This window comes from Microbulbifer agarilyticus (assembly GCF_001999945.1).
Taxonomy (GTDB): domain Bacteria; phylum Pseudomonadota; class Gammaproteobacteria; order Pseudomonadales; family Cellvibrionaceae; genus Microbulbifer; species Microbulbifer agarilyticus_A.
Genome location: NZ_CP019650.1, coordinates 3749600 through 3772500 on the forward strand (window position 1 = coordinate 3749600; position 22901 = coordinate 3772500).

At 56.7% G+C, this 22901-nt stretch carries 17 protein-coding genes and 2 rRNA genes (1 of these 19 cut by a window edge); 13 read left to right on the top strand and 6 right to left on the bottom strand.

The features are described 5' to 3' along the window. The first annotated feature begins 153 nt into the window (after positions 1 to 153). The 5 genes from Mag101_RS15505 to Mag101_RS15525 all read left to right on the top strand — a co-directional run bounded on the left by Mag101_RS15505 (position 154) and on the right by Mag101_RS15525 (position 4941). Positions 154 to 873, top strand: coding sequence for a 4'-phosphopantetheinyl transferase family protein (locus tag Mag101_RS15505; protein WP_077407082.1), 720 nt, complete (start codon positions 154 to 156; stop codon positions 871 to 873). A gap of 133 nt (positions 874 to 1006) precedes the next feature. Beyond that, the gene (locus Mag101_RS15510; protein WP_077407085.1) at positions 1007 to 1435 is read left to right on the top strand and encodes a hypothetical protein; all 429 of its coding nucleotides are present in this window, start codon (positions 1007 to 1009) and stop codon (positions 1433 to 1435) included. 169 nt (positions 1436 to 1604) lie between these two features. Beyond that, on the top strand, positions 1605 to 2177 hold the full coding sequence (locus Mag101_RS15515) for a DUF411 domain-containing protein (protein ID WP_232325053.1): 573 nt from the start codon (positions 1605 to 1607) through the stop codon (positions 2175 to 2177). Between the two features lie 77 nt (positions 2178 to 2254). After that, positions 2255 to 4114, top strand: a complete 1860-nt coding sequence (locus Mag101_RS15520; RefSeq protein ID WP_269466565.1) for a copper resistance system multicopper oxidase — start codon at positions 2255 to 2257, stop codon at positions 4112 to 4114. A 14-nt stretch (positions 4115 to 4128) separates the two neighbouring features. Beyond that, positions 4129 to 4941 carry a copper resistance protein B gene (locus Mag101_RS15525; protein ID WP_077407090.1) on the top strand — a complete coding sequence of 271 codons (813 nt, stop codon included), beginning with the start codon at positions 4129 to 4131 and terminating at the stop codon, positions 4939 to 4941. Between the two features lie 43 nt (positions 4942 to 4984). On the opposite strand, the gene Mag101_RS15530 is transcribed toward Mag101_RS15525, so the two are convergent. After that, the gene (locus Mag101_RS15530; RefSeq protein WP_198040008.1) at positions 4985 to 6037 is read right to left on the bottom strand and encodes an MBL fold metallo-hydrolase; all 1053 of its coding nucleotides are present in this window, start codon (positions 6035 to 6037) and stop codon (positions 4985 to 4987) included. Positions 6038 to 6256: 219 nt separating this feature from the next. On the opposite strand from Mag101_RS15530, the gene Mag101_RS15535 reads away from it, so the two are divergent. Then, positions 6257 to 6865, top strand: coding sequence for a TetR/AcrR family transcriptional regulator (locus Mag101_RS15535; RefSeq protein ID WP_077407096.1), 609 nt, complete (start codon positions 6257 to 6259; stop codon positions 6863 to 6865). A gap of 77 nt (positions 6866 to 6942) precedes the next feature. Here the strand turns inward: Mag101_RS15535 and Mag101_RS15540 are convergent, their stop codons facing one another. Continuing rightward, complete coding sequence (locus Mag101_RS15540) at positions 6943 to 8076, bottom strand: AraC family transcriptional regulator (RefSeq protein ID WP_077407099.1); 1134 nt, start codon at positions 8074 to 8076, stop codon at positions 6943 to 6945. Between the two features lie 269 nt (positions 8077 to 8345). On the opposite strand from Mag101_RS15540, the gene Mag101_RS15545 reads away from it, so the two are divergent. After that, the gene (locus Mag101_RS15545) at positions 8346 to 9440 is read left to right on the top strand and encodes an efflux RND transporter periplasmic adaptor subunit (RefSeq protein WP_077407102.1); all 1095 of its coding nucleotides are present in this window, start codon (positions 8346 to 8348) and stop codon (positions 9438 to 9440) included. A gap of 32 nt (positions 9441 to 9472) precedes the next feature. Further along, positions 9473 to 12574, top strand: coding sequence for an efflux RND transporter permease subunit (locus tag Mag101_RS15550; RefSeq protein WP_077407105.1), 3102 nt, complete (start codon positions 9473 to 9475; stop codon positions 12572 to 12574). A 24-nt stretch (positions 12575 to 12598) separates the two neighbouring features. Here Mag101_RS15550 and Mag101_RS15555 read toward each other — a convergent pair whose 3' ends face one another. After that, on the bottom strand, positions 12599 to 12967 hold the full coding sequence (locus tag Mag101_RS15555; protein ID WP_077407108.1) for a cupredoxin domain-containing protein: 369 nt from the start codon (positions 12965 to 12967) through the stop codon (positions 12599 to 12601). Continuing rightward, positions 12967 to 15237: a heavy metal translocating P-type ATPase gene (locus tag Mag101_RS15560; protein WP_077408376.1), complete on the bottom strand. Its 2271-nt coding sequence runs from the start codon at positions 15235 to 15237 to the stop codon at positions 12967 to 12969. Before Mag101_RS15560 ends, Mag101_RS15555 begins: the two co-directional genes overlap by 1 nt. Before the next feature lie 260 nt (positions 15238 to 15497). Between Mag101_RS15560 and Mag101_RS15565 the strand changes: the two genes are divergently transcribed. The 5 genes from Mag101_RS15565 to Mag101_RS15585 all read left to right on the top strand — a co-directional run bounded on the left by Mag101_RS15565 (position 15498) and on the right by Mag101_RS15585 (position 20260). Further along, complete coding sequence (locus tag Mag101_RS15565) at positions 15498 to 16727, top strand: MFS transporter (RefSeq protein ID WP_077407111.1); 1230 nt, start codon at positions 15498 to 15500, stop codon at positions 16725 to 16727. Beyond that, the gene (locus Mag101_RS15570) at positions 16724 to 17413 is read left to right on the top strand and encodes a helix-turn-helix transcriptional regulator (RefSeq protein ID WP_198040009.1); all 690 of its coding nucleotides are present in this window, start codon (positions 16724 to 16726) and stop codon (positions 17411 to 17413) included. The genes Mag101_RS15565 and Mag101_RS15570 overlap by 4 nt, the downstream gene beginning before the upstream one ends. Before the next feature lie 125 nt (positions 17414 to 17538). Continuing rightward, on the top strand, positions 17539 to 18879 hold the full coding sequence (locus Mag101_RS15575; protein ID WP_077407114.1) for a DnaT-like ssDNA-binding domain-containing protein: 1341 nt from the start codon (positions 17539 to 17541) through the stop codon (positions 18877 to 18879). After that, the gene (locus tag Mag101_RS15580; protein WP_232325054.1) at positions 18815 to 19444 is read left to right on the top strand and encodes a replication protein P; all 630 of its coding nucleotides are present in this window, start codon (positions 18815 to 18817) and stop codon (positions 19442 to 19444) included. The genes Mag101_RS15575 and Mag101_RS15580 overlap by 65 nt, the downstream gene beginning before the upstream one ends. Before the next feature lie 99 nt (positions 19445 to 19543). Beyond that, entirely contained in the window at positions 19544 to 20260 is a 717-nt protein-coding gene (locus Mag101_RS15585; RefSeq protein ID WP_077407118.1) for an outer membrane protein, read from the top strand. A 752-nt stretch (positions 20261 to 21012) separates the two neighbouring features. On the opposite strand, the gene rrf is transcribed toward Mag101_RS15585, so the two are convergent. Both rrf and Mag101_RS15595 read right to left on the bottom strand, forming a co-directional pair. Next, positions 21013 to 21128, bottom strand: a 5S ribosomal RNA gene (gene rrf, locus Mag101_RS15590). A gap of 209 nt (positions 21129 to 21337) precedes the next feature. Beyond that, positions 21338 to 22901 (bottom strand): 23S ribosomal RNA (locus tag Mag101_RS15595) (it continues 1321 nt past the right edge of the window).

The window sequence follows — 22901 nt, forward strand, 5'->3', positions numbered from 1 at the left end:
GGGGACAAAGCGCTCTTGCGGCAACACGCTACATGAACCGCTACCCGCAACAGGTTGGCGTAAGCTAACAAATTCATCGCTCGCATACAAAGCACTGGCGAGGCCATCTGCGAACTATTAGGATGAAGTCACAAACCTAGAATTTTGTTCCACATGACTTTACCCGCCATTTGGCTAGTGCACACCGACGATTTGGCGCTGGGCAGCCCGGCCCTTGCAGTCGAGCAAAAGATCCTAAGCGATTATGAACAAAACCGTTTGATCCGCCATAAAGGGGACGAGGCACGCCACCAGTACTTGCTGAGCCGTATTCTGTTACGAAAGGTGTTGGGAAGGATTACCGATCGGGCGCCAGAGGCCCTGAATTTCAGCAAAAACAGCAATGGCAAACCGCTTTTCGACGACGTGCCGGAGTTGCATTTTAGCCTCAGTCACAGTGGCCAGTGGGTCGCCTTATCCGTTTCCTGTGAGGCGCCGGTAGGGATTGATATCGAACAGCCCCGAAAGCCCCGGGACTTTCTACGCATAGCTCGTCACTATTTTCATTCTGACGAATGCGCGCTACTGGACAGTGCGCCGCCGGAATTACTCCCGGTGCATTTCTACCGCTTGTGGACCATGAAAGAGGCCTTCTTCAAGGCGCGCGGTACCGGTATTTCCGAAGGACTCGGGCGCATCAACCTGGCGGGATTCCACCTAGGCAAAGGTATCCGCCTGGATGCTGACATGGCCGATAGCGAGGCTCCCTGGCAATTCAATTACCTGATGCTGCCTCTGCCGGATGGCAACCATCTGCACATGGCCCTGGCCGGGCAGGATCCGGTGCTGGGCGAGATCAGCGCGGAACAGATTTCCCGGGGACTACCAGACTGAGGCAGATTTTGGGACATGATTCCCGCTACTGAAGCACGTCGCCAAGCACGCTTGCGCGCGAAGGCCCAAGCCCATACCATCTTCGCCAAGGGCGGATACTAACCGCCCCCCAAACACCAGATTGCGCCAAACCATGCTCAATGTTCTGAAAATCCTGCTGCTACTCGCACTGCTCGCCATCACCGGCGAAGCGGCCGCTATGCACTGCGGTGGGTCGGAAAACGCGCAGCATGGAGAGGCCGGCCATCATCAAGCGACCACGGTCGCCGAACCAGCGCCCACGCACGCAATTGCAGACACTGCCGAGCAGGAAGCAAGCTGCAGCGATGGGCAATGCGGTACGCAGCACACCGAGCCACATACCGACACGCATACCAAACCGAGCTCGCACACTGATTGCGATGGCAGCTGCGCCTGCTGTCCCGGTCACTGCGCAAATTGCATTCCCGCTTCTGTACAAGTGGCGGAATTTCATTCCTTTGCCCGCTCCGTGACGGCCTACCGTCCACTGGATTCCACCCCCGCACCGGAATCCGCTATTCGCCCGCCGATTACCGCCTGATACGGGATAGGTGCGCCCGAGCCTGGCGCATTTTCCATCCCGCCCAAGCACTCGCTTACCCGAATACCTACTGAAAAATTACCAACGCAAACGGCGCATCGCTGTGCCTCGGTCATTGCACCGCTATGCGACCTGCGCCCGCGAATATGAAAGAGATCAGGAAAAGATCATGAAGATGATAAACAGTGCCATGCGCCTATTACGCAACAGCAAGTTATCCACCCTCACCCTGCTGCTCGGGGCTTTCACCCTGTTAGCCGTGAGTGCCTGCAGCAAGCCAGTGGAAAAAGAAAGCCATAGCAGTGAAAAGGCAGCTGCGCCCCAAGGGGAAACCATCGCACTTTCTACCCCCCTTACCACCTATAAGTCCGCTACCTGTGGCTGCTGCCAGCTGTGGGTGGACCACGCCAACCAGCAGGGTTTTGCGGTGGATGCGCAAAACGTCGATGACCTGAACGGCGTTAAGGAGCGCTTCGGTATTGCGCCGCAATTCCAGTCTTGCCACACCAGCGTGTCCGATAGCAATTTTGTGTTCGAGGGCCACGTGCCGGCGAAGTTTGTCCGCCAGTTCCTGCAGAATCCACCGGCCAATGCGCGCGGCCTCGCGGTACCGGCAATGCCACTGGGCAGCCCGGGTATGGAGGTGGGCGACCGCTTCACGCCCTATGAAATTCTGCTGCTGCACAAAGATGGCGGCCACAGCGTGTATGCGCGTATTGACAATGCCCAGCAGCAATTTTGAGGCGCGCCGTGAACAAATATCTTGATTCTTCCCCATTGGTCGCGCCGATTTCACGGCGCCGGTTTGTCACCGGTGCCATGTCTGGACTCGCCGGCGGCGCCGCCCTCGCCGGGCTGCCAGCCAGCGCTGAAACCACGCAGGCGAGCAATCCTTTACCGAGCGAGCTGCGCGGCAACCAGTTTGACCTGCACGTGAATTACCTGCCGGTCAACTTTACCGGCCGCGCGCGCACCGCCGTGGCGGTAAACGGCACTGTGCCCGCGCCGGTGTTGCGCTGGAAAGAGGGTGACACGGTCACCATCAATGTCACCAACCACCTGGCCCACGACACCTCCATTCACTGGCATGGCCTGATCCTGCCCAGCAATATGGATGGCGTGCCCGGCTTGAGTTTTGATGGTATCCGTCCCGGGGAAACTTTCACCTACCAGTTCCCGCTAAAACAGAGTGGCACCTACTGGTATCACAGTCACTCGGATTTCCAGGAGCAGCGCGGCCATTACGGGGCCATCGTGATCGACCCCGCCGAACCGGACCCGGTGGCCTACGACCGCGACTATGTGGTGCTACTCACCGACTGGAGCGACCAGTCCCCACAGGACATTTACGCCACACTGAAAAAGGAAGGGCACTACTACAACCGCCGTCGCCGCACCGTTGGCGACCTATGGGAAGAGATTCGCCAGAAGGGTGTCAGCCAGACCTGGCGCGACCGCAAGATGTGGAACGAGATGCGCATGTCGGACCGCGACATCGCCGACGTCACCGGCTACACCTACACCTACCTGATGAATGGCCAGACGCCAGACGCTAACTGGACAGCCCTGTTCAAACGCGGTGAAAAAATTCGCCTGCGCTTTATTAACGGCGCCGCCATGTCGATTTTCGACATCCGGATTCCCGGGCTGAAAATGACTGTAGTGGCGAGCGACGGCCAGAATATCGAGCCGGTCACAGTGGATGAATTCCGCATCGGCGTGGCAGAAACCTACGACGTTATCGTGGAGCCGGAAAACGATACCGCCTATACCCTGTTTGCCCAGACCATCGACCGCTCCGGTTACACGCGCGGCACCCTTACTTCCGATCCGCGCCTACAGGCCAAGGTACCGGCAATGGATTACGCTCCGGTATTAACTCATCGTGATATGGGTATGGACCATTCGGCGCACGCCATGGGTGACATGCCCGGCATGGATCACGGAATGAATCACGGCATGGATCACGGCGGAAACCACAGTGGGCACAGCATGGATCACGGCATGGATCACAGTGCACACGCTATGGAGGGTATGGACCACAGCCAGCACGCTGGGCACCAGATGCACGGTGCCCAAGCCGGTAACAACATCAGCAACAATATCGGCACCACCACCGGTCTCGGCCTCGCCGGGTACGGCAGTAACGCGCCGGTGGAACATTTGCCCTCGGAATACGGCCCTGGGGTGGACATGCGCGCGTCCATGCCTGCCAACGGCTTGCACGACCCGGGTATCGGCCTGCGCGATCACCAGCAGCGCTATGGGCGCAAGGTGCTCACCTATGGCGATATCCGCAATCTCACCCCCACCCTCGACCGTCGCCAGCCAGAACGGGAAATTCAGCTGCACCTGACCGGCAATATGGAGCGCTATATGTGGTCCGTTAACGGCATCAAGTTCAGCGACGCCGAGCCGCTAATTTTCAAATACGGTGAGCGGCTGCGGGTGACCCTGGTGAACGACACCATGATGACCCACCCCATTCATTTGCACGGCATGTGGAGTGAACTGGAAACCGGCGACCCGGAATACATTCCGCGCAAACACACGGTACTGGTGCAACCGGGCTCCACCATCAGCTACCTGGTGACTGCCGACGCGTACGGCCGCTGGGCCTACCACTGTCATTTGCTGTACCACATGCCGGGCATGTTCCGCGAAGTGCGCGTGGTTTAAGGGAGGCACACAGAATGAAAAAATTCACTCAAACCGTCAGCGTCACCTGTGCGGCGTTCGCAACTTCGTTCTCTTACGCCAGTATGCAAATGCACGAACACCAGCACGAGCATCACGGTCATTCAGAGCCGGAGCCCGCGCATACGGCCGAGCCCTCGCCGACATACCAGCCCCATCATCCTGAGCACGAGATGAATCACGAGGTACTGCTCACCAAGGTCACCATCGATCAGCTGGAAGCGCGCCAGCACGAAGGTAGCGCCCTGGAAGGCAGCCTGTGGTTTGGCGGCGACCTGAATAAACTGTGGTTGAAAATGGAAGTGGAACGGGAGGAGGGAGAAACTGCCGACGCAGAACTTCAGGCACTGTATAGCCGCGCCGTGGCACCCTACTGGGATCTGCAATTGGGCGTGCGGCACGACTTCAAGCTACAGGGCGGCGACAGCAAGACGTGGGGAGCCATCGGCTTGCACGGACTCGCACCCTATTTCTTTGAAGTCGATACAGCACTGTTTATCGGCGACCACGGCGACACCGCCCTGCGACTGGAAGCCGAGTACGAAATGCTGTTCACGCAAAAGTGGATTCTCAGCCCGGAGGTCGAAGTCAATTTCTACGGACAGAACGACCCGACAACCCGCACAGGCTCCGGGCTTTCCGATATCGAAGCCGGGCTGCGGCTGCGCTACGAGTTCACCCCGAAGTTTGCTCCGTACATCGGGGTGAATTACGAGAAGAACTTTGGCAATACCGCAGACTTCCTGCGCGACGCCGGTGAACATATCGACGAAACCACCTGGGTTATCGGTCTGCATGCCTGGTTCTAGGTACCGGCTAAGTACTAACTAGCTAATAAATAGTGTCCGCGCGTTAATTGCCGGCCTGCACTTCCGCCACCGGTGCGATAGCGTCGCCGGCATTTTCTTCGCCCCGCCACCAGTAATGGGTAAGCGCGGGGCCTTTCACCGCAAGCGGAGCGCCGATAACCGGGGTGACCAGTTGCACACCGTTTTCCCGCGCAGCCTTGGACACCCGCTCCAGTGGCTCAAACCAATCGTGCAGGGCCAGATCAAAGGTGCTGTTATGAATGGGCAGCATCGCCTTGCCACGCACATCGATATGCGCCTGCACACTCTGCTCCGGCAGCATATGGATCTGGCTCCACAGGGTGTTGTAGGCCCCGGTCTCAATCAGGGTTAAATCAAACGGGCCGAGGCGCTCGCCAATCTCGCGAAAGCCGCCGAAATAGCCGGTGTCCCCGCTAAAGAAAATCCGTGTGTCCGCGCTGGCAATCGCCCAGCCCGCCCACAGGGTTTCATCGCGATCGCTCAGCCCGCGCCCGGAAAAATGTTGCGCGGGCGTCGCGGTAAACGTCAGGCCTGCGTCCGCATAGGATTGCCACCAGTCCAGCTCGGTAATTTTATCCTCGGCAATGCCCCAGCGGCGCAGATGATCGCCAACTTTCAGCGGGGTGATAAAGCGCGCAACCTTTTGATCCAGTGCCAGCAAGGTGGCCCGGTCCAGATGGTCGTAGTGATCGTGACTGATAACCACCGCCTCAATCTCCGGCAGGCTTGCCAGTTCCAACGGCAGACCGTGGAAGCGCTTGGGGCCGGCCCACTGCACCGGGGAGGCCCGCTCACTGAATACCGGGTCGGTGAGTACATACTTGCCGTCAAGACGCAGCAGCACGCTGGAATGCCCGAGGCGATACACCAGGTCCGGCCCATCAAGGTTGGCCAGCTCCGCAGCAGAAATAGTACGTACCGGAATCGGCGCCTTCGGCACCGGCGCAGCGCGCTCCGCGCGCCAGTAGGCCTTGAGGATCTGCCACATATTCGCCGGCTCGTTGCGGTAATCGATCTCCGAGTTTTGAAACTTGTGCGCCGCAGGCGCACAGGCATTTAGCAGACTTACAGACACAAGCAGTACCCCGACTATTTTCCAGACAGTGATTGACCAGCGTGTTTTCATCGCAGCCCCAAAAGTAAACTATACAGTGTAGTGTATACGCAAAACCCCAAAAGTAAACTACTTAGTGTAAAATCGTCTGCCAGTAAGAGCTGAACCTCAGCGGCCCGGGCCTTAAGCGGCAGTTGAGGTAAGAACGTAGTGGGCCCGAAACACGGGAGTGGAAACACGATGGAAAAGAAGGTCTCCAGAAGCGAACTGAAGCGTCAGGCCATCCTGGATGCGGCGAAGCGCGTGTTTCAGGAGCGCGGCGTGCAGAGCACCAGCATGGATGAGCTGGCCGCCCAGGCAGAGGTCTCCAAGCGCACCGTGTACAACCACTTCGCCAGTAAAGAAATCCTGATCATGACCCTGATCAGCGAGCTGTGGCATCAGGCCACCCAGGCCAGCGAAGGAGACTACGACCCCGCAGCAGAAATGCAGCAGCAGCTATGCGACTTGATTGAAGCCGAGATCGAGGTCATTTGCAGCAATGAATATATCGAGCTGAGCCGTGTGGCCTTCGACCACTTTTTCCACCGCCCGGCAGCCCTGCGCGAACAGATGGATAAGTTCTCCGCGTTTGAAACCGGTATTCAGCGCTGGATCAAAGCGGCCGTAGCCGACGGGCGCCTGCGCGAGTTGAACCCGGAAGTCGCCAGCCAGCAAATTCACAACCTGATCAAAGGAAACTGCTTCTGGCCGCAGCTATTGCAGGTGCAACCCACCCTGGATTTGCGCGCGCGCCACGAGCTTGCCAGCAACACCGCGGCCATGTTCCTGAGCCACTATTCTGCCTGAGCCGCGCCTGAACCCGCGCCTGAACCCATACCTGATCCTGAGCGTCACTCACGCCTGACATCTGACTCAATGCCGGGTCATGTCCCCGTGAGCTGACCGCGCCGATCCTGAATATATTGGCGCGGGCTCACCCCCACAATCTGGTGAAATTTACGCGAGAAATACAGCGGGTCATCGTAGCCAACCGCTTCCGCCACCGCCTGCACATTGCCCGCATTTTTTGCCAGTGCCTGACAGGCATCGGACATACGCCGTTCATCCCGCCACTGCAAAATACTGCGCCCGGTGTACGCTTTGAACAATTTGGACAAACGCGCACGGGACAGGCTGGACGCATCCGCCACATCCTGAATGGAAAAATCTTCGTATAGGTGGTCGCTAATATAGCTGAGCGCGCTTTTCACCCGGCTATCCACAATGGTGCCGCCTGCTCGTTGCGCGTACTGGAAGCTACGCAAAAATAGCTGTTCCGCGAGGTTTTCCACCACCGCCTGCGCAAGTGGCTCCGCCGGCGACTCAAGTTCAAACAGCTGTTGAAAGATACCCTGGATTCTCGGCATTTCAACAGCTGGCACCGCTTGGTGATAAATATACGGCCCGAGTTCCTGCCAGTTCATCAGGTTCATCACCTTTTCTGCAGGCTTGCAGTACAGCCAATAGGTATTCCAGTGCTCTTCATCCAGATGACGGTGAAATTCGTAGAGCGCGCCCGGCGCCAACAGCACCATGTCGCCGGGACGAGCAACAAACTGCTGACGAACACAGTTAAACCTGCCGCGGCCTTCCGTGGTAAACAGCAATCCCCAGTTGTTACTACTCCCCGGCGGGCGCCGCACCAGAAAGTCCCCCAGGCCGCCGCGGGTGCGGCGACTGTGTCCAAAAATAGTCAGGGACTCAAAGTAATCGTCAATATGCTGATGCGCGGCGAGAAACTCATTGATGAACGTCACCAACTCCGATTTCTGCAGGGTCACCTCTGGCACAAATTTTCCGCGCCAGCGCTCAATAAATTCCTCCGCGTTCGGCTGTTTGAGAAATAACTCACGCAAGCGTTCCCCGGACCACTGTGGCAACAGGTCCTCGGCGATACCGCTGCTCTGATAGCTCAGGTAAATCATGGCGCTGCTGACAGCCGAGTCATCCACTGCCACACCGGATACTATTCTCCATAAATTGGCAGCCTGTTGAATAGAATCTGATGCCTCAGTCATAGATATTCCAGCTCCAAATCTCGATTTTACTCATTAAATATAGGGTAATCTGCCCGCCAGCAGTGATTATTAGCGGTAGCGCACTCCGATACCGTAAGGTCACAAATCAATGAGCAATACAATTGTCCATATATAGACAGCTTCGTCTATTCCTATCAGCCCCCCTGCCCCCATAGACTGCGCACATCTGCCAGTCCCGGCATGGACCCGGGATGGTCAAGCATTTCGGCCAACCGGCCGCCACCCAATGATTTCAATGGATATTGACTATGACCCTGACCGGTAATTTCCGATCCCTTTCCCTAGTGCTGTTTTTCGCCGCGGCTACCAGCCTTACAGGCTGTGGCAATACAAAGGACGATACCGAGCAGAAAGAGCGCCAGTGGCCGGTAAAGGTGGCCCAAGTGAGCAACAGCGGTACTGCGGGTGTGCGCCACTTCGCCGGGCAGGTAAAAGCCGTGCAGGCGCTGGATATGTCATTCCAGGTAGCCGGCAAGTTGGGAAAATTTTCCATGCAGGAAGGCCAGGTCATTTCCAAGGGGACCGTTATTGCCGCTCTGGATGATCGCGACTACCGCCGGCAGGTCAGAGAAGCCAAAGTGCGTGTCGAACTGCTGGAAAAGACACTCGAACGCCAGAGATCCCTCGCCGAGCGAAAAATTATTTCCGTGCAGGCCCTGGACGAAGCCGAGAGCAATTACGACCTGGCCAAGGTCACACTGGAAAACGCACAGCAGCAGCTCTCCTACACCACTCTGCGTGCACCTTTTGATGCGATCGTGACCAAGCGCCTCGTAGAGAACCATACCAATGTGAAATCCGGCGAGGGTATCGTGCGCCTGCAGGATATTTCCGAGGTGCGCATCCAGATCTCAGTGCCAGAAAACTTGCTGGCGACCATGGACCGGAAGCAAGTTGATAGTGTTACAGCGACTTTTGAATTCCTGCCGGGTGAGGAATTCGCTCTCGAATACCGCGAACTACAGGCGGAAGCCAACAAGGTCACCCAGACGTACCTGGTTGAACTGGGCATGCCGCGCCCGCAGCAGGTCCAGATCTACCCCGGCATGACCGCGCGTGTAAACCTGAAGCTCAATGCTGCCAACGGCACCCTGCGTATCCCGCTTTCTGCAGTGCAGACCAATGCAGAGGGCGCGCCCTTTGTCTGGCGCATCAATGAGGAACAACGCGTGACGCAAACTGCTGTCGAACTGGGGCGCACCGATGGCGAACTGGTACAGGTGGTGTCTGGCCTTCTGGCCGACATGCAACTGGTGGCAGCAGGCGGCCAACACCTGTACGAAGGCGCCCTGGTACGCAACTACCTGCAACGCGCAACTGTTGACGCACAGGCCGGACTCTAAGCCCTCGGTTAACGCAGTATTCGGAGAGCTTCGTGAAGATATCTGATTTATTTATTGAGCGTCCGGTTTATAGCTGGACCCTGATTCTTATCTTTTTATTGGGTGGGCTCTGGGGCCTGTCCGATATAGGCCGTCTGGAAGACCCAGCGTTCACCATTAAGCAGGCGCGGGTATTCACTACTTACCCGGGCGCAAGTGCGCGCCAGGTAGAAGAAGAAGTTACGGAAAAGCTTGAAATCGCCATCCAGCAAATGGCGCAACTCAAGCGTATTACCTCAACCTCTCGCACCGGGCTTTCGGAAATCAATGTTGAGATCAAGGATGAATACCTTTCCGAAGATCTGCCGCAAATTTGGGATGAGCTGCGTCGCAAGGTGAGTGACGCCCGCGCTTCGCTGCCCAAAGGTGCGCTGCCGCCCGTCGTGAATGACGACTTTGGCGATGTGTACGGTATCTATTTTGCGATGACGGGGGAAAACTTTACCCCATCGGAAATGCGCGATATTTCCAAGGTTGTGCGCCGCGAACTGCTCGCGGTGGACGGCGTCGCGCGCGTATCCCGTTCCGGCGTGATCGATGAAGTCGCCTATCTGGATGTGGATGAAACCCGGCTCGCGCAGCTCGGTTTCTCCCTCGATGATTTGTCTCAGGTAATCACCTCGGAAACCAGCACCGAGCAATCCGGCGAAGTCGGTGACCGCGACCTGCGCACTCGGATTACCGTCAACAGCCAGGCAACCGACCTGGACTCGGTGCGCAATATCTTGTTCGGCGTACCCGGCTCCACCGCTATGCTTGCGGTACAGGATGTTGCCGACGTTTCCCTCGCCTACGATGAAAGCCCGAGCTTTATCGCCCGCTTCAATGGCCAGCCCGCAATCCTGATCGGCGTCGCCGGCAACCTGGACACCAATATTGTGGACGTCGGTAAAGCGGTAGAGGCAAAGCTTGCGCAATTGAAGCAGGGCCTGCCGCTGGGTGTGGAGCTGCACCCGGTGTATGCACAGCATACGGTGGTGGAAGAGAGTGTGGACGGTTTCCTGTTCAACCTGCTGTCTTCCGTGGCCATTGTAATTTTTGTTCTGTGCCTGTTTATGGGCTGGCGCTCTGGCGTGGTGGTGGGCACCGTTCTCGGCTTAACGGTACTCGGCACCCTGCTGTTTATGAACCTGTTTGAGATCAACCTGCAACGGATTTCCCTGGGCGCCCTGATTATCGCCATGGGTATGCTGGTGGATAACGCCATCGTGGTTGCGGAAGGAATGCTGATCGGCGTCCAGAAAAACCAGCAACCGAAAAGTGCCGCTGCCCGCATCGTGCGTCAGGCATTCTGGCCGTTACTCGGCGCCACCATTATCGGCATCATGGCATTCTCGGGTATTGGCCTGTCTCCGGACAGCACCGGTGAATTCCTGTTCTCACTGTTTGCGGTGATTGGCATCTCGTTGCTGCTGAGCTGGGTACTGGCGGTAACCATCACCCCGTTTGTGGGCAACCATTTGTTCAAACCCAGTGGGGAAACCAATAGCGATGACCTGTACAACGGCAAGTTCTATCGCATGTATGAAGGTGTGCTGTCGCGCGCGCTGGCCCACCGCCGTATCACCGTTGCCATACTCGTTGCGGTAACCGCCGCCAGTTACTTTGCCTTTGGCTTCGTTAAGCAGAGCTTTTTCCCGAGCTCCAATACACCGATGTTCTTTGTGAACTATCACATGCCGCAAGGCAGTGATATTAATCGCACCGACCGCGCGCTACAGGAAGCCGGTGAGTATTTTGAAGCGCAAAAGGAAGTAGAGTGGGTAACTGCGGTCGCTGGACGCGGCGCCGACCGCTTTATGCTGACTTACGCCCCGGACGCGCCGAACGCAGCCTACGGCCAGCTGATTGTGCGTACCCATGACCGCGAACAGATCCCGCAATTAATCGAGAGCGCGAAGCTGGCGCTGCGCGAGCAGCATCCGGAAGCTCTGATCACCTTCAAACGCCTGGCTTTCGGACCCGGTAATGTGCCGGATGTGCAGGTACGAATCTCCGGACCGGATCACGCGGTGCTGCGTGCACTCGCCGAACAGATCAAACCTATTTTTCTCGAAAAAGGTCTGGACAACGTCAACCACGATTGGCGTGGGCGCGAACCGGTGATTCGCGCACATATCCTCGATGAGCGTGCCCGGGTTGCCGGTGTCACCAGTGAGGATATCAGCCGCACGATCCAGTTTGCGACGTCCGGCTACCGGCTCGGCAGTATTGAAAGTGGCGACCGTATTATCCCGGTCGTCGCACGCCTGCCGGAGGACGATCGCAATCAGGTCGGTGCTCTGGAAGACCGTTTGGTATGGAGTGCAAACCAGCGTGACTATATTCCCGCAGGACAACTGGTGGAGAAATTTGAAACCACGGCGGAAGACGGTCTGATTCACCGCCGCAATCGTATCCCGACGATTACCATTAGCGGTGACGCGCCCGCGGGTATGAATGCCATGGCCGCATCCGCGCAGATTCTGGATGGTTACGAAGACCTTTCCCTGCCACCGGGCTACCGCATAGAAATCGGTGGTGTGTTCGAGCAATCCGGTGATGCTCAGGAAAGCCTTGGTGCCCGTCTGCCACTTAGCTTCCTGGTGATGATGGTCATCACGGTGCTGCTGTTCGGTACCGTCAAAGAGCCCATTATTATCTGGCTGGTGGTACCCATGAGCCTGGTAGGAGTGGTGGTCGGCCTGCTGGTGAGTGGCTTACCGTTCGGTTTTATGTCCCTGCTCGGGGTGCTCAGCTTGTCGGGCATGCTGATTAAAAATGCTGTGGTACTGGTGGACGAAATTGAAGTGCAGACGCATGCCGGCCTGCCACGCCTGACCGCGATCCAGCAGGCAAGTGTCAGTCGTTTGCGCCCGGTATTCCTCGCCGCGGTAACCACGATTCTCGGTATGTCGCCCCTGCTGTTTGATGCCTTCTTTGCGGATATGGCCGCGACAATCATTGGCGGCCTGAGCTTCGCAACGGTGCTGACACTGATTGCGGTACCGGTGTTCTATGCCATTTTCCACAAGGTGCGTGCAGATGAGGTGGTGGCGAAAGAAACACCTAATACCACCCCGGTGATCGAACGCAAAGAGCCGGAGCCTGTATAACGCATTCCGCATCGAATTCGCGGCTCACTCAACAACGAGTGTGCCGCGATACATTTGCATCTGGCAGTGGAACGGATATTCCCCGGCTTGTTTGGGGTAAACGGCTATCTCGGTTACCTGATCCACCCCCAGCTGTGCGCTCACCTCGAGATCGGGGAACAGCACCCATTCCGCACAGGGGCTGGGATCCTCACGCAAAAAATGCAGCACGGTTTTCTCATTTACCGGCACCCGGATACGGTCCGGCGAGTAGACCCCATCCTTGACCAGCACCTGCATCTGCGTGTCCGCGCCGATAGCGGCCGAGCGTTGTTTTCTTGGTGCAATCCAGAACCACCATACGATTGCTGCGATAGCGATCAGTCCTAGCAAGTTAATCAGCAACGTTGCCATTAGCTATCTCCCTCGCCGATGGAATTATTCGTGTGTTCAACCTGTTTTGCTGCAACGCGTGTTGGCTTAAACAGGCGCAGGCGGTTGGCATTCGTCACCACGGTCACCGAAGAGAAAGCCATCGCCGCGCCGGCAATCACCGGGCTCAATAACATGCCGGTTATCTGATAAAGCACACCTGCGGCAATAGGAATACCGAGCGTGTTATAGATAAAGGCGCCGAACAAATTCTGTTTAATGTTGCGTAGAGTTGCGCGGGATAACTCCACTGCATCGGCGACACCGTGCAGCGAGGAGCGCATCAGCGTGATATCCGCTGATTCGATGGCCACATCGGTACCGGCACCAATGGCAAAGCCCACATCGGCGCGAGCCAGTGCCGGGGCATCGTTAATGCCATCGCCTGCCATGCCCACCTTGGCTCCATTTTTTTGCTGCGCAACAACAATCTTTTCCTTGTCTTCCGGCAACAACTCCGCATGCACATGTTCAATGCCCAACTGTTTAGCAACGGCGTTCGCGGTAGCGGTATTGTCACCGGTGAGCATTTCTATGCGCAGTCCCAGTTGTTTGATGCGCTGTACCGCCGCAGCCGCATCTTCCCGAATTGGGTCGGCCACCGCGATCACACCGGCAAGCTCGCCATCTACGGCAGCGTACATCGCGGTCTTGCCCTGCCTGGAAAGGACTTCGGATTTCTGTTGCCACTCGCCGATCGCCACGCCTTCGCGCTGCATCAGCTTGCTGTTACCGAGCAGAATAGTGGCGCCGTCCACATTTCCTTTTACCCCATGGGCGGTGATTGCCTCAAAGTCAGCAACCGGGCTCAAAGAAAGCGGCTTTTGTTTTGCTGCAGTGACAATCGCCTCCGCCAGCGGGTGCTCGGAGTGACTCTCCAAACTCGCCAGCTTTTGCAGGAGCGCATCGGCATTGCCGCTGCTTTCGATATCGGTAAGCCTAGGCACGCCTTCCGTAAGCGTTCCGGTTTTGTCCACCAACAATGCATTCAAGTCCGTGGCCTGCTGCAGTGCTTTGCCGTTGCGTACCAGTACTCCGTTTTCCGCGCCCTTGCCCACCCCCACCATCACCGACATGGGTGTGGCCAAGCCGAGGGCACAGGGGCAGGCAATAATCAGTACCGAGGTCAGCACCACCAGCATATGCGCCACTTTCGGGTCTGGCCCCCAATTGAACCAGACCAACGCGGCGACGACGGCAATGATCATTACCGCAGGCACAAAGATCGCGGAAATGGTATCCGCGAGACGTGCAATGGGTACCCGAGAGCTCTGGGCGTTTTTTACCATCTGAATGATTTGCGCCAGACGGGTATCGGCGCCGACCTTTTCCGCCGCAAACAGCAGGCTGCCGTTCTTATTCAGGGTGCCGGCGGTCAGTAGGTCGCCCGCTGATTTTTTCACTGGGACCGGTTCGCCGGTGAGCATGGATTCATCCACCAGGCTGCTGCCATCGACCACGCGTCCGTCCACGGAAATTTTTTCCCCGGGGCGTACGCGCAGTTTGTCGCCCACACGCACCTGCTCGATAGGAATGTCCAGCTCTTCGCCATCGCGCAGCACCCGGGCACTGCTGTCTTGCAGTTGCAGCAGTTTTTCCACGGCCGCGCCGGTGCGCCCGCGCGCGCGTACTTCCAGTGCCTGCCCCAGGTTGATCAGGCCAATAATCATTGCACTGGCTTCGAAATACACGTGTCGCGCGCTCTCCGGCAATACCTGTGGCAGTAGTACAACCAACATGGAAAATAGCCAGGCGGTGCCGGTACCCAGTGCAACGAGGGTGTCCATGGTGGCGGAATGATGGCGAAATGCCTGCCAGGCGCCCGTGTAGAAATGACCGCCACAGAAAACCAGTACCGCCAGCGTAACCAGGCCCACGCTGCCCCAGGCAAATTGCTGAAAGGTGTTGTTCACACCCATCTCACCGGTGACCAGCCCCCATACCATCAGCGGGATACCGAGCCCCAGCGCAATCGCGGCCCGCCACAGCAGATGGTGATAGTGGTGCTGCTCCTCCTCGCGCTGTTGTTCGCGCAGCGCCCTCGCACTGGCCTGGACCGGCTCGGCGTCGTAACCGGCGGATTCCACGGCACGGACACAAGCACCCATTTCGGCGCTGCCTTGTATCACTAGCGTTTTGTCAGCCAGGTTTACCTGGGCTTCGTCTACTCCAGTAACGCCTTCCAGTGCTTTTTCTATCTTGCGCACACACCCGGCGCAGCTCACACCATGTAACTGGAATGTCTGAGTCATGGCAGCCGTCTTGTTTGCCGCGGCGCCATCCTTCGTGATTCCCACGCGTTTCTCCCTGTGTCGATCTCTTAATCGTCGATCTCTCAATCAATGTAGCTGGGCATACTAAAAGCTTGCCCCCGGGGAAGGGCAAGTCAGGCACGCGTACCCCGACTATATTGAGCGGCGCTATCATCACAATAAAAAAGCATATGCTTATTTTATTGGCGAATGCTGCTACCTTAATAAAATAACAAATTCGTTATTTATTTGGGGCATCCATGAACAACGCAAAGGCCACGCTGATCACCGTGATGCTGGTCACCCTGATCGGCTCCGCCGGTATCGCGCTCCCATACCCGGTACTCGCGCCACTGTTTCTTGATGGGCCGGCTACCGAGCTCACCCACTTTATGGGGTTGCCACCAAAGCTGCTGCTCGGTGTCGCACTGGCCGTATTTCCCATCGGCCTGTTGATCGGCAGCAGCGTTTTGGGCGCGCTGTCCGACCAGTTTGGGCGTCGCCGCACTCTCGTACTCACCTTAATTCTGGCAGCTGCGGGCTACGTATTGGCTGCACTCGCACTGAGCTGGCAAAACTTTATGCTGTTCATCGCCGCGCGCTTTGTCACCGGCTTGTGTGAGGGCAACATCGCCATTGCCCGTGCCATGGCTGCAGACCTCCATCCAGTTATCGACCGCACCCGCGCTTTGTCACTGGCAATGTCCTGCGCCTATGCCGGCTGGCTACTCGGGCCGCTGAGTGGTGGCTATTTGGCGGTATTTGGAGCCGCCGTGGTGTTTTGGGCCGGTGCGGCGGCAGTGATTGCCTGCGCTCTACTGGCGCAGTTGTTTCTACCCGCGGACAAGCCGTCCGCGCGCGCAAGCGGTAATCTGCTGCAACTCGTTCGCTCGGAAAACTCGCTGACCCTGTGGCGAGAGCCGTCGATTCGCGCTCTGGCGCTGTTTAACCTGCTGTTCTGTCTTGGGGTAAACGCCTTTTACGAGTTTTATCCGTTTTGGCTGGTGGAGAAGTTTGGTTACGCGCCGCACGACATCGCCTGGAATACTGTCGTCGCTACCTCGGTAATGATTACCATGAGTGCGTTGGCGGTACCGCCATTGAAGAAACGCTTAGGCGCGAATCCCGTGGTATTTAACGGCGCATTGTTACTGGGTGTTCTGCTGGCGTTACTGCCTCTCACAAACAGCAAGGGCGCAATTGTGATGTTCGCGTTGATTGGTGCCAGTATCGCCACCGTGAATGGCGTCTTCCCGGCAATTATGTCCGAGCGTTTTGAGCAGTACGGCCAGGGCAAAGTGATGGGTCTGCTGACCGCAAACTTTTGCCTGACCAATGCCATCATTGCGCTGCTCGGCAGTGTGCTTGCACTACTGGGGAGCCAATGGACCCTGGTACTCGGCGGCGCCTTATGCCTTGCTAGTGCCATCTGGTTCGCAGCACTTCATCGCGCATCGTATAACTGGCCGGCGAAGGGGATCCCTCGTTGAATATTTCTGAGTCCAAGACCGCGGAAACTACCGCCCAAACCACCGGGAAAGCTGCGGATAACAGCGGGGATTCTCGCGAGCAAATCCTCTATTTTCTCAAGACTCGCGGCGCCCAGTCCGCGACGACAATCGCCGAGCACCTGAACATTTCAGTGGTCGGTGCGCGCCAGCATCTGAATCGAATGGCAAAGGATGAGCTACTTGCGCGCTTTGACAAGGCAGAGAAAGTTGGCCGCCCCACCAGTTTCTGGGAATTGACCGAAAAGGCTCACCAGCGGTTTCCCGATCGCCACAGCGATCTGACCGTCAAACTGATCGACAACGTTCGGGAAATTTTTGGTGAGCAGGGCCTAAATGCCTTGATCGACCAGCGTGAAAAGGAATCCCTGACCGAATATGGGTCGACCCTGGCCAGCTGTAAAAGCCTCGGTGCACGGATAAAAAAACTCGCGGAAATCCGCAGCCGGGAGGGATATATGGCCGAAGCGGTACAGGAAAAGCGTGGGGTGTGGTTGCTGTTAGAAAACCACTGTCCAATCTGTGCCGCCGCCCGAGAGTGCCAGGGCTTCTGCCGTTCAGAGCTGGAAATCTTTCGGCAATGCCTGCCTACGGCAAAAGTAGAGCGCTGCGAGTATCTGCTGGATGGCGCACGCCGCTGCGCCTATCGAATATCGCAGCAGGCGTAACCGCAAGACCCACTCTGGTCGCTTGCTGCAAGTGAGAAATGGCGGTAGGTAGATGGCGGTAGACCGACCAAACAGACACCTAATTCTACTCCCGGTGACTTGACCCGGGGTGGTATCATCGCGGAATGAAACACCCCCTGCTTCCGGAACGTCCCCTTGTAGTATCCCCCACTCTGGCCGCCACGCTCGGCCTGGAGGAGGCGGTGCTACTTGGCGCCTTGACCGACCTGATACCATTTTTGCCGGTTGAGTCACATCCTGGCCGAGACTGGTATACCGCAGAGGGTGAGCAGCTGCAGCAGCTGTTGCCTTTCTGGGAACCCAATGACATTCAGCGGGTATCCACGAGCCTGCGCAATCAGGGCGCGCTATTGTTGGGGGCCGCGCCCTACGGCAGTAGTGCCGTATTGAAGTTCGCGCTGCCTGCGGGACAAGCGCGCGGCAATACGCAAGCACAGCAGACGTCACCAGCTCCGTCCCCGGTACCGCATATGCCGGTACAGCGGGCGGCGAATATCATTTCCCCCAGCTGGCAACCGGATGGCGAAACCATGGCGCGCATCGCGCAACTGGGCGTGCCGGAACATTTTGTGCGCGAACAGCTGCCAGAGTTTGTGACCTATTGGCGCGACCGCGGCGAAAGCAGACACTCCTTTGGTTCCCTGTTCCTGAAACTGGTAAAAACCAAGTGGGAGTCTTACCGGGCAACGCAGGGTCGCAAGCAACCCCTGCCCGACCACTGGCGGCCGGGGGAAGATACCCTGCGCAAACTCTCCGATGAGGGCGTCCCCAGTACCTTTGTACAGCGCTGCTTACAGCGTTTCGTGGAGTACCATCGCAACAGCGCCAAGCAATCCATTTCCTGGGATCTCGAGTTTAACGACTGGGTAACCGAGGACTGGGAGAAGCAGGACACACCGTTTATAGAGAAGCGGAAGCCCGAGCCAATGACGCGCGACTGGCAGCCCAGTGAGAACACCTGGGAACAGCTGCGTCGATTGGCCATCAACCCCAGTTTTGCGTCAGAATTACTGCCCGAATTTATCTACAAGTGGCTCGAGCGCGGTGGACACAGTGCCCGCTGGGGAGAACAGTTTATCGAGTATGCTCGCACCGAGTGGGCATACTACTGCCAGGGCATCGAGAAAAACCCAGTCGCCAAGCCGATTTCTCGCAACTGGCAACCGACCAGTGACTGCCTTGGCCACCTCTTGAATCAATGTGAAATTGAACGCGAATTTGCCCTTGGCCTGGTACCGGAATTCCGCCTCTACTGGCGTGAGCAGGGTGCCGCACGCAAAAGCTGGGATTCCGTCTTCGTACGTCACGCCCGTCACCAGTGGGCCGAGCGCAACAAGTTCGCGATAGGACAACACCATGGCAAGCCACAAGAGCCCGGGAATGCAGCCAACCAACGCACCAGAGATACATCAGTCTGGGACATCGTCACAGACACAAACTGGTAACGCCGAACTGGAAGCGCGCAAGCGGGCACTTAACGAGGTGTTCGGTTTGCTCAAGCTGAGTTATCACAATCAATTTAACTCGGCGTTCCAGGATGTGCAGACCCTGAACCACGCCAAGCGGTTGTGGCTGGAATCTCTCGCCGGCTTCTCACCGGAGCAGATCCTTGCCGGCGCAAAGCGTGCAATCAAGCAGTGTGAATACCTGCCCACTGTACACAAGATGCTGCAGCTGTGTGCGGAAGGCGAAAACCGCCTGCCGGACCCGCGTGCCGCCTATCGCGAGGCCTGTAACGCCCCGAGCCCCAAGGCCAACCAGAAGTGGAGCCATCCTGCGGTGTACCACGCCGGGCGTGCAGCGGACTGGTTCTTCCTCGCCAATAACCCGGAATCCTCCGCCTACCCGGTATTTGCCAGCCATTACAAAAAGGTTTGTGAGCGCCTGCTCGCCGGCGAAAGCCTACCGGCACCGCAACAGGTTCAGTTGGAGCACCAGCCGGCCAAGCCTCTGTCCAAAGCTGAAAATGCCAAGAAGTTGGCGGAATTGCGCGCACAACTCAAAATATGATGTGATCTAGCTGCTGCGCCATCGCGTAGCAGTGAGTCCCGACTGGAAGTTCCGGGGCGCTGAACAAAACCAATCCCAATCTCCAGAGCAGGTATCGCCATGGTTAGGCTCCTCCTTCTGCTTGTGGTACCCCTTTCATTGCTGGCCAGCAGCCCAGCAAACGCAGACTTTTACTCGCACCGCTACGGTGGGCTAGCGATCCAGAGTACCGCACTCGACGATGTGTGCGGCAACTCGCAGTCGTTCGTCAACGGCCTGAATAGCACCAACCAACTCGCGACATTCTCCAACTGTAGTGACAGTGGCGAGGGCGCGAAGCTTTACGCCGGTTGGCGCTGGAGTCCGAATTTCGCAATAGAAGCCGATTTGCGGCAATCCACCAGCGCCACTTCGAACTTCGCCATCAGTAATCCACAGTTCCCAAGCCTGTTTATAAAAGATCGCGTGACGACCCGCATGGGGAATGCATTTTTCGTTAGCCATCTTCCGGTGGGCGGGTCCGGGATAAGCGTATTCGGCAAAATAGGCGGTGGCTTCTGGTTTAACCAGATACGCTCGCTGCAGCGCGGCGATACCCTGGCGGTGGTACAGCTACAAGATGGCTCCCTGCAGGCCGTGACGTTCCCTGTGGAGGGAGAGTTCAACGAAAGTGCCAGTGGCTTCCACTGGGGCTACGGTGCCGGCGTGAGCTACCGACTGCGCGATCGCTGGACCATCCGTGCCGAGTGGGAACTATTTCCCGAAGTAGGTGGCGATACAACAAGAGGCGAGTATCAGTTGGAGTCCGCATCACTGGGCTGGAGCGTCATCTTCTAAGGGGCAACCCAATGCATCGATCAGGGGAATATTCCATCCACAGCGGTGGGTTATTTCCCTTTGTGCACAGAAATACTGGATAGCATTGGGGATAACTCCTGAAAAGCACCGCGGGCCCCCGTGGTTGCTGGGCTCGCGTTTTCGTCTATTTTTTCAGCGGCTTTTTTCCACTGCACAAGCGCAATTCTTCACGCAGATTCCAATCATTAAATCACTCCTTGTATCACTTCTTTGCGTGTAATCCTCGCGCTTTCTTTTCCCACAAATAGCTTGGCGGTCACTGCTGATATAGCCCTGGGGATGCATCGGTTAATAACTGATTTATCGCGCTTTTTACGAGTTATGCACAGCCGGTTACACACAGAAACCTTGGACAGAGTTGTGGGTAACTACGGGATATTCGATGGGAGTGGCGTGGTTACTGGGGTTGCGGCGGCGGCTAAAAAAACGCCATTGGAAATTGGGGATAAACCTTCTTGAAGACTACTGAATTTTATCCTGTGGATAGACGAGTAAGTGTGGATCTAAGGGAGTTTGGAGCAAGGAAGGGGGGCGGTGGTGGTGACCTACACTGGGTGTCGAGCTGCGCTCGCCATCGCTACGCGACGCCTGCGGCGCCCTAGCTTTCGCTCCTTCGGAGCATAAGCTTTCACATGGCAGTGCTACGCACTGCTAGGTAGTAGACAGTAATTCACCGTATCCTAAATAAAAAAAGGGCCACCCAAATGGGTGGCCCTTTCTTTTATTTAGATGCCTGACGATGACCTACTCTCACATGGGGAATCCCCACACTACCATCGGCGATGTTGCGTTTCACTTCTGAGTTCGGCAAGGGATCAGGTGGTTCCACAACTCTATGGTCGTCAGGCAAACTGGCTTGGGTTGGACTGGTCTTATGAGCTTTCTGCTCTGCGCTGCCTGTTATCGCTGTTTGCCTCGGTCAGTTTGGTGACCGGCGATAACCCCAAATAAGTCGGTAAAACATTCTGTAGTAATACACCGCAAGAACGTGTGTCTCTTCTTGCGCACAATCCACTGATCATCCGATCAGTAATCGTTAGTAACCATCTCTGTTGTATGGTCAAGCCGCACGGGCAATTAGTACTGGTTAGCTCAACGCCTCACAACGCTTCCACACCCAGCCTATCAACGTGGTAGTCTTCCACGGCCCTTTAGGACTCTCAAGGAGTCAGGGAAATCTAATCTTGAAGGAGGCTTCCCGCTTAGATGCTTTCAGCGGTTATCCCGTCCGAACATAGCTACCGGGCAATGCCACTGGCGTGACAACCCGAACACCAGAGGTTCGTTCACTCCGGTCCTCTCGTACTAGGAGCAACTCTTCTCAAATTTCCAACGCCCACGGCAGATAGGGACCGAACTGTCTCACGACGTTCTAAACCCAGCTCGCGTACCACTTTAAATGGCGAACAGCCATACCCTTGGGACCGGCTTCAGCCCCAGGATGTGATGAGCCGACATCGAGGTGCCAAACACCGCCGTCGATGTGAACTCTTGGGCGGTATCAGCCTGTTATCCCCGGAGTACCTTTTATCCGTTGAGCGATGGCCCTTCCATACAGAACCACCGGATCACTATGACCTACTTTCGTACCTGCTCGTCATGTCTGACTCGCAGTCAAGCGCACTTATACCATTATGCTCATTGCATGATTTCCGACCATGCTGAGTGCACCTTCGTACTCCTCCGTTACTCTTTGGGAGGAGACCGCCCCAGTCAAACTACCCACCATACACTGTCCTCGATCCGGATAACGGACCAGAGTTAGAACCTCAAACATACCAGGGTGGTATTTCAAGGATGGCTCCACTGCAACTAGCGTCACAGTTTCAAAGCCTCCCACCTATCCTACACAAATAGGCTCAAAGTTCAGTGCAAAGCTGTAGTAAAGGTTCACGGGGTCTTTCCGTCTAGCCGCGGGTACACTGCATCTTAACAGCGATTTCAATTTCACTGAGTCTCTGGTGGAGACAGCGTGGCCATCGTTACGCCATTCGTGCAGGTCGGAACTTACCCGACAAGGAATTTCGCTACCTTAGGACCGTTATAGTTACGGCCGCCGTTTACCGGGGCTTCGATCAAGAGCTTCGCCGAAGCTAACCCCATCAATTAACCTTCCGGCACCGGGCAGGCGTCACACCCTATACGTCCACTTACGTGTTTGCAGAGTGCTATGTTTTTAATAAACAGTCGCAGCCACCTGGTCACTTCGACCGGCCTCAGCTTAGGGAGCAAGTCCCATCACCAAAACCGGCGTACCTTCTCCCGAAGTTACGGTACCATTTTGCCTAGTTCCTTCACCAGAGTTCTCTCAAGCGCCTTGGTATTCTCTACCTGACCACCTGTGTCGGTTTAGAGTACGGTTCACAATTGCCTGAAGCTTAGAAGTTTTTCCTGGAAGCAGGGCATCAACCACTTCGTTTCTTAAAAAGAAACTCGTCATAAGTTCTCAGCCTTAGGGACCCGGATTTGCCTAAGTCCCCAGCCTACAACCTTAAACATGGACAACCAATCGCCATGCTGGCCTAGCCTTCTCCGTCACTCCGTCGCAGCAATTGCAAGTACAGGAATATTAACCTGTTTCCCATCGACTACGGCTTTCGCCCTCGCCTTAGGGGCCGAC

Excerpts from the sequence above, each read along its gene's own strand:
- Mag101_RS15565 (WP_077407111.1), top strand. The coding sequence starts at position 15,498 with ATGAACAACGCAAAGGCCACGCTGATCACCGTGATGCTGGTCACCCTG.
- Mag101_RS15555 (WP_077407108.1), bottom strand. The coding sequence starts at position 12,967 with ATGGCAACGTTGCTGATTAACTTGCTAGGACTGATCGCTATCGCAGCA.
- Mag101_RS15580 (WP_232325054.1), top strand. The coding sequence starts at position 18,815 with ATGCAGCCAACCAACGCACCAGAGATACATCAGTCTGGGACATCGTCA.
- Mag101_RS15545 (WP_077407102.1), top strand. The coding sequence starts at position 8,346 with ATGACCCTGACCGGTAATTTCCGATCCCTTTCCCTAGTGCTGTTTTTC.
- Mag101_RS15560 (WP_077408376.1), bottom strand. The coding sequence starts at position 15,237 with ATGACTCAGACATTCCAGTTACATGGTGTGAGCTGCGCCGGGTGTGTG.
- Mag101_RS15585 (WP_077407118.1), top strand. The coding sequence starts at position 19,544 with ATGGTTAGGCTCCTCCTTCTGCTTGTGGTACCCCTTTCATTGCTGGCC.
- Mag101_RS15535 (WP_077407096.1), top strand. The coding sequence starts at position 6,257 with ATGGAAAAGAAGGTCTCCAGAAGCGAACTGAAGCGTCAGGCCATCCTG.
- Mag101_RS15520 (WP_269466565.1), top strand. The coding sequence starts at position 2,255 with ATGTCTGGACTCGCCGGCGGCGCCGCCCTCGCCGGGCTGCCAGCCAGC.
- Mag101_RS15510 (WP_077407085.1), top strand. The coding sequence starts at position 1,007 with ATGCTCAATGTTCTGAAAATCCTGCTGCTACTCGCACTGCTCGCCATC.
- Mag101_RS15575 (WP_077407114.1), top strand. The coding sequence starts at position 17,539 with ATGAAACACCCCCTGCTTCCGGAACGTCCCCTTGTAGTATCCCCCACT.
- Mag101_RS15540 (WP_077407099.1), bottom strand. The coding sequence starts at position 8,076 with ATGACTGAGGCATCAGATTCTATTCAACAGGCTGCCAATTTATGGAGA.
- Mag101_RS15525 (WP_077407090.1), top strand. The coding sequence starts at position 4,129 with ATGAAAAAATTCACTCAAACCGTCAGCGTCACCTGTGCGGCGTTCGCA.
- Mag101_RS15515 (WP_232325053.1), top strand. The coding sequence starts at position 1,605 with ATGAAGATGATAAACAGTGCCATGCGCCTATTACGCAACAGCAAGTTA.
- Mag101_RS15505 (WP_077407082.1), top strand. The coding sequence starts at position 154 with ATGACTTTACCCGCCATTTGGCTAGTGCACACCGACGATTTGGCGCTG.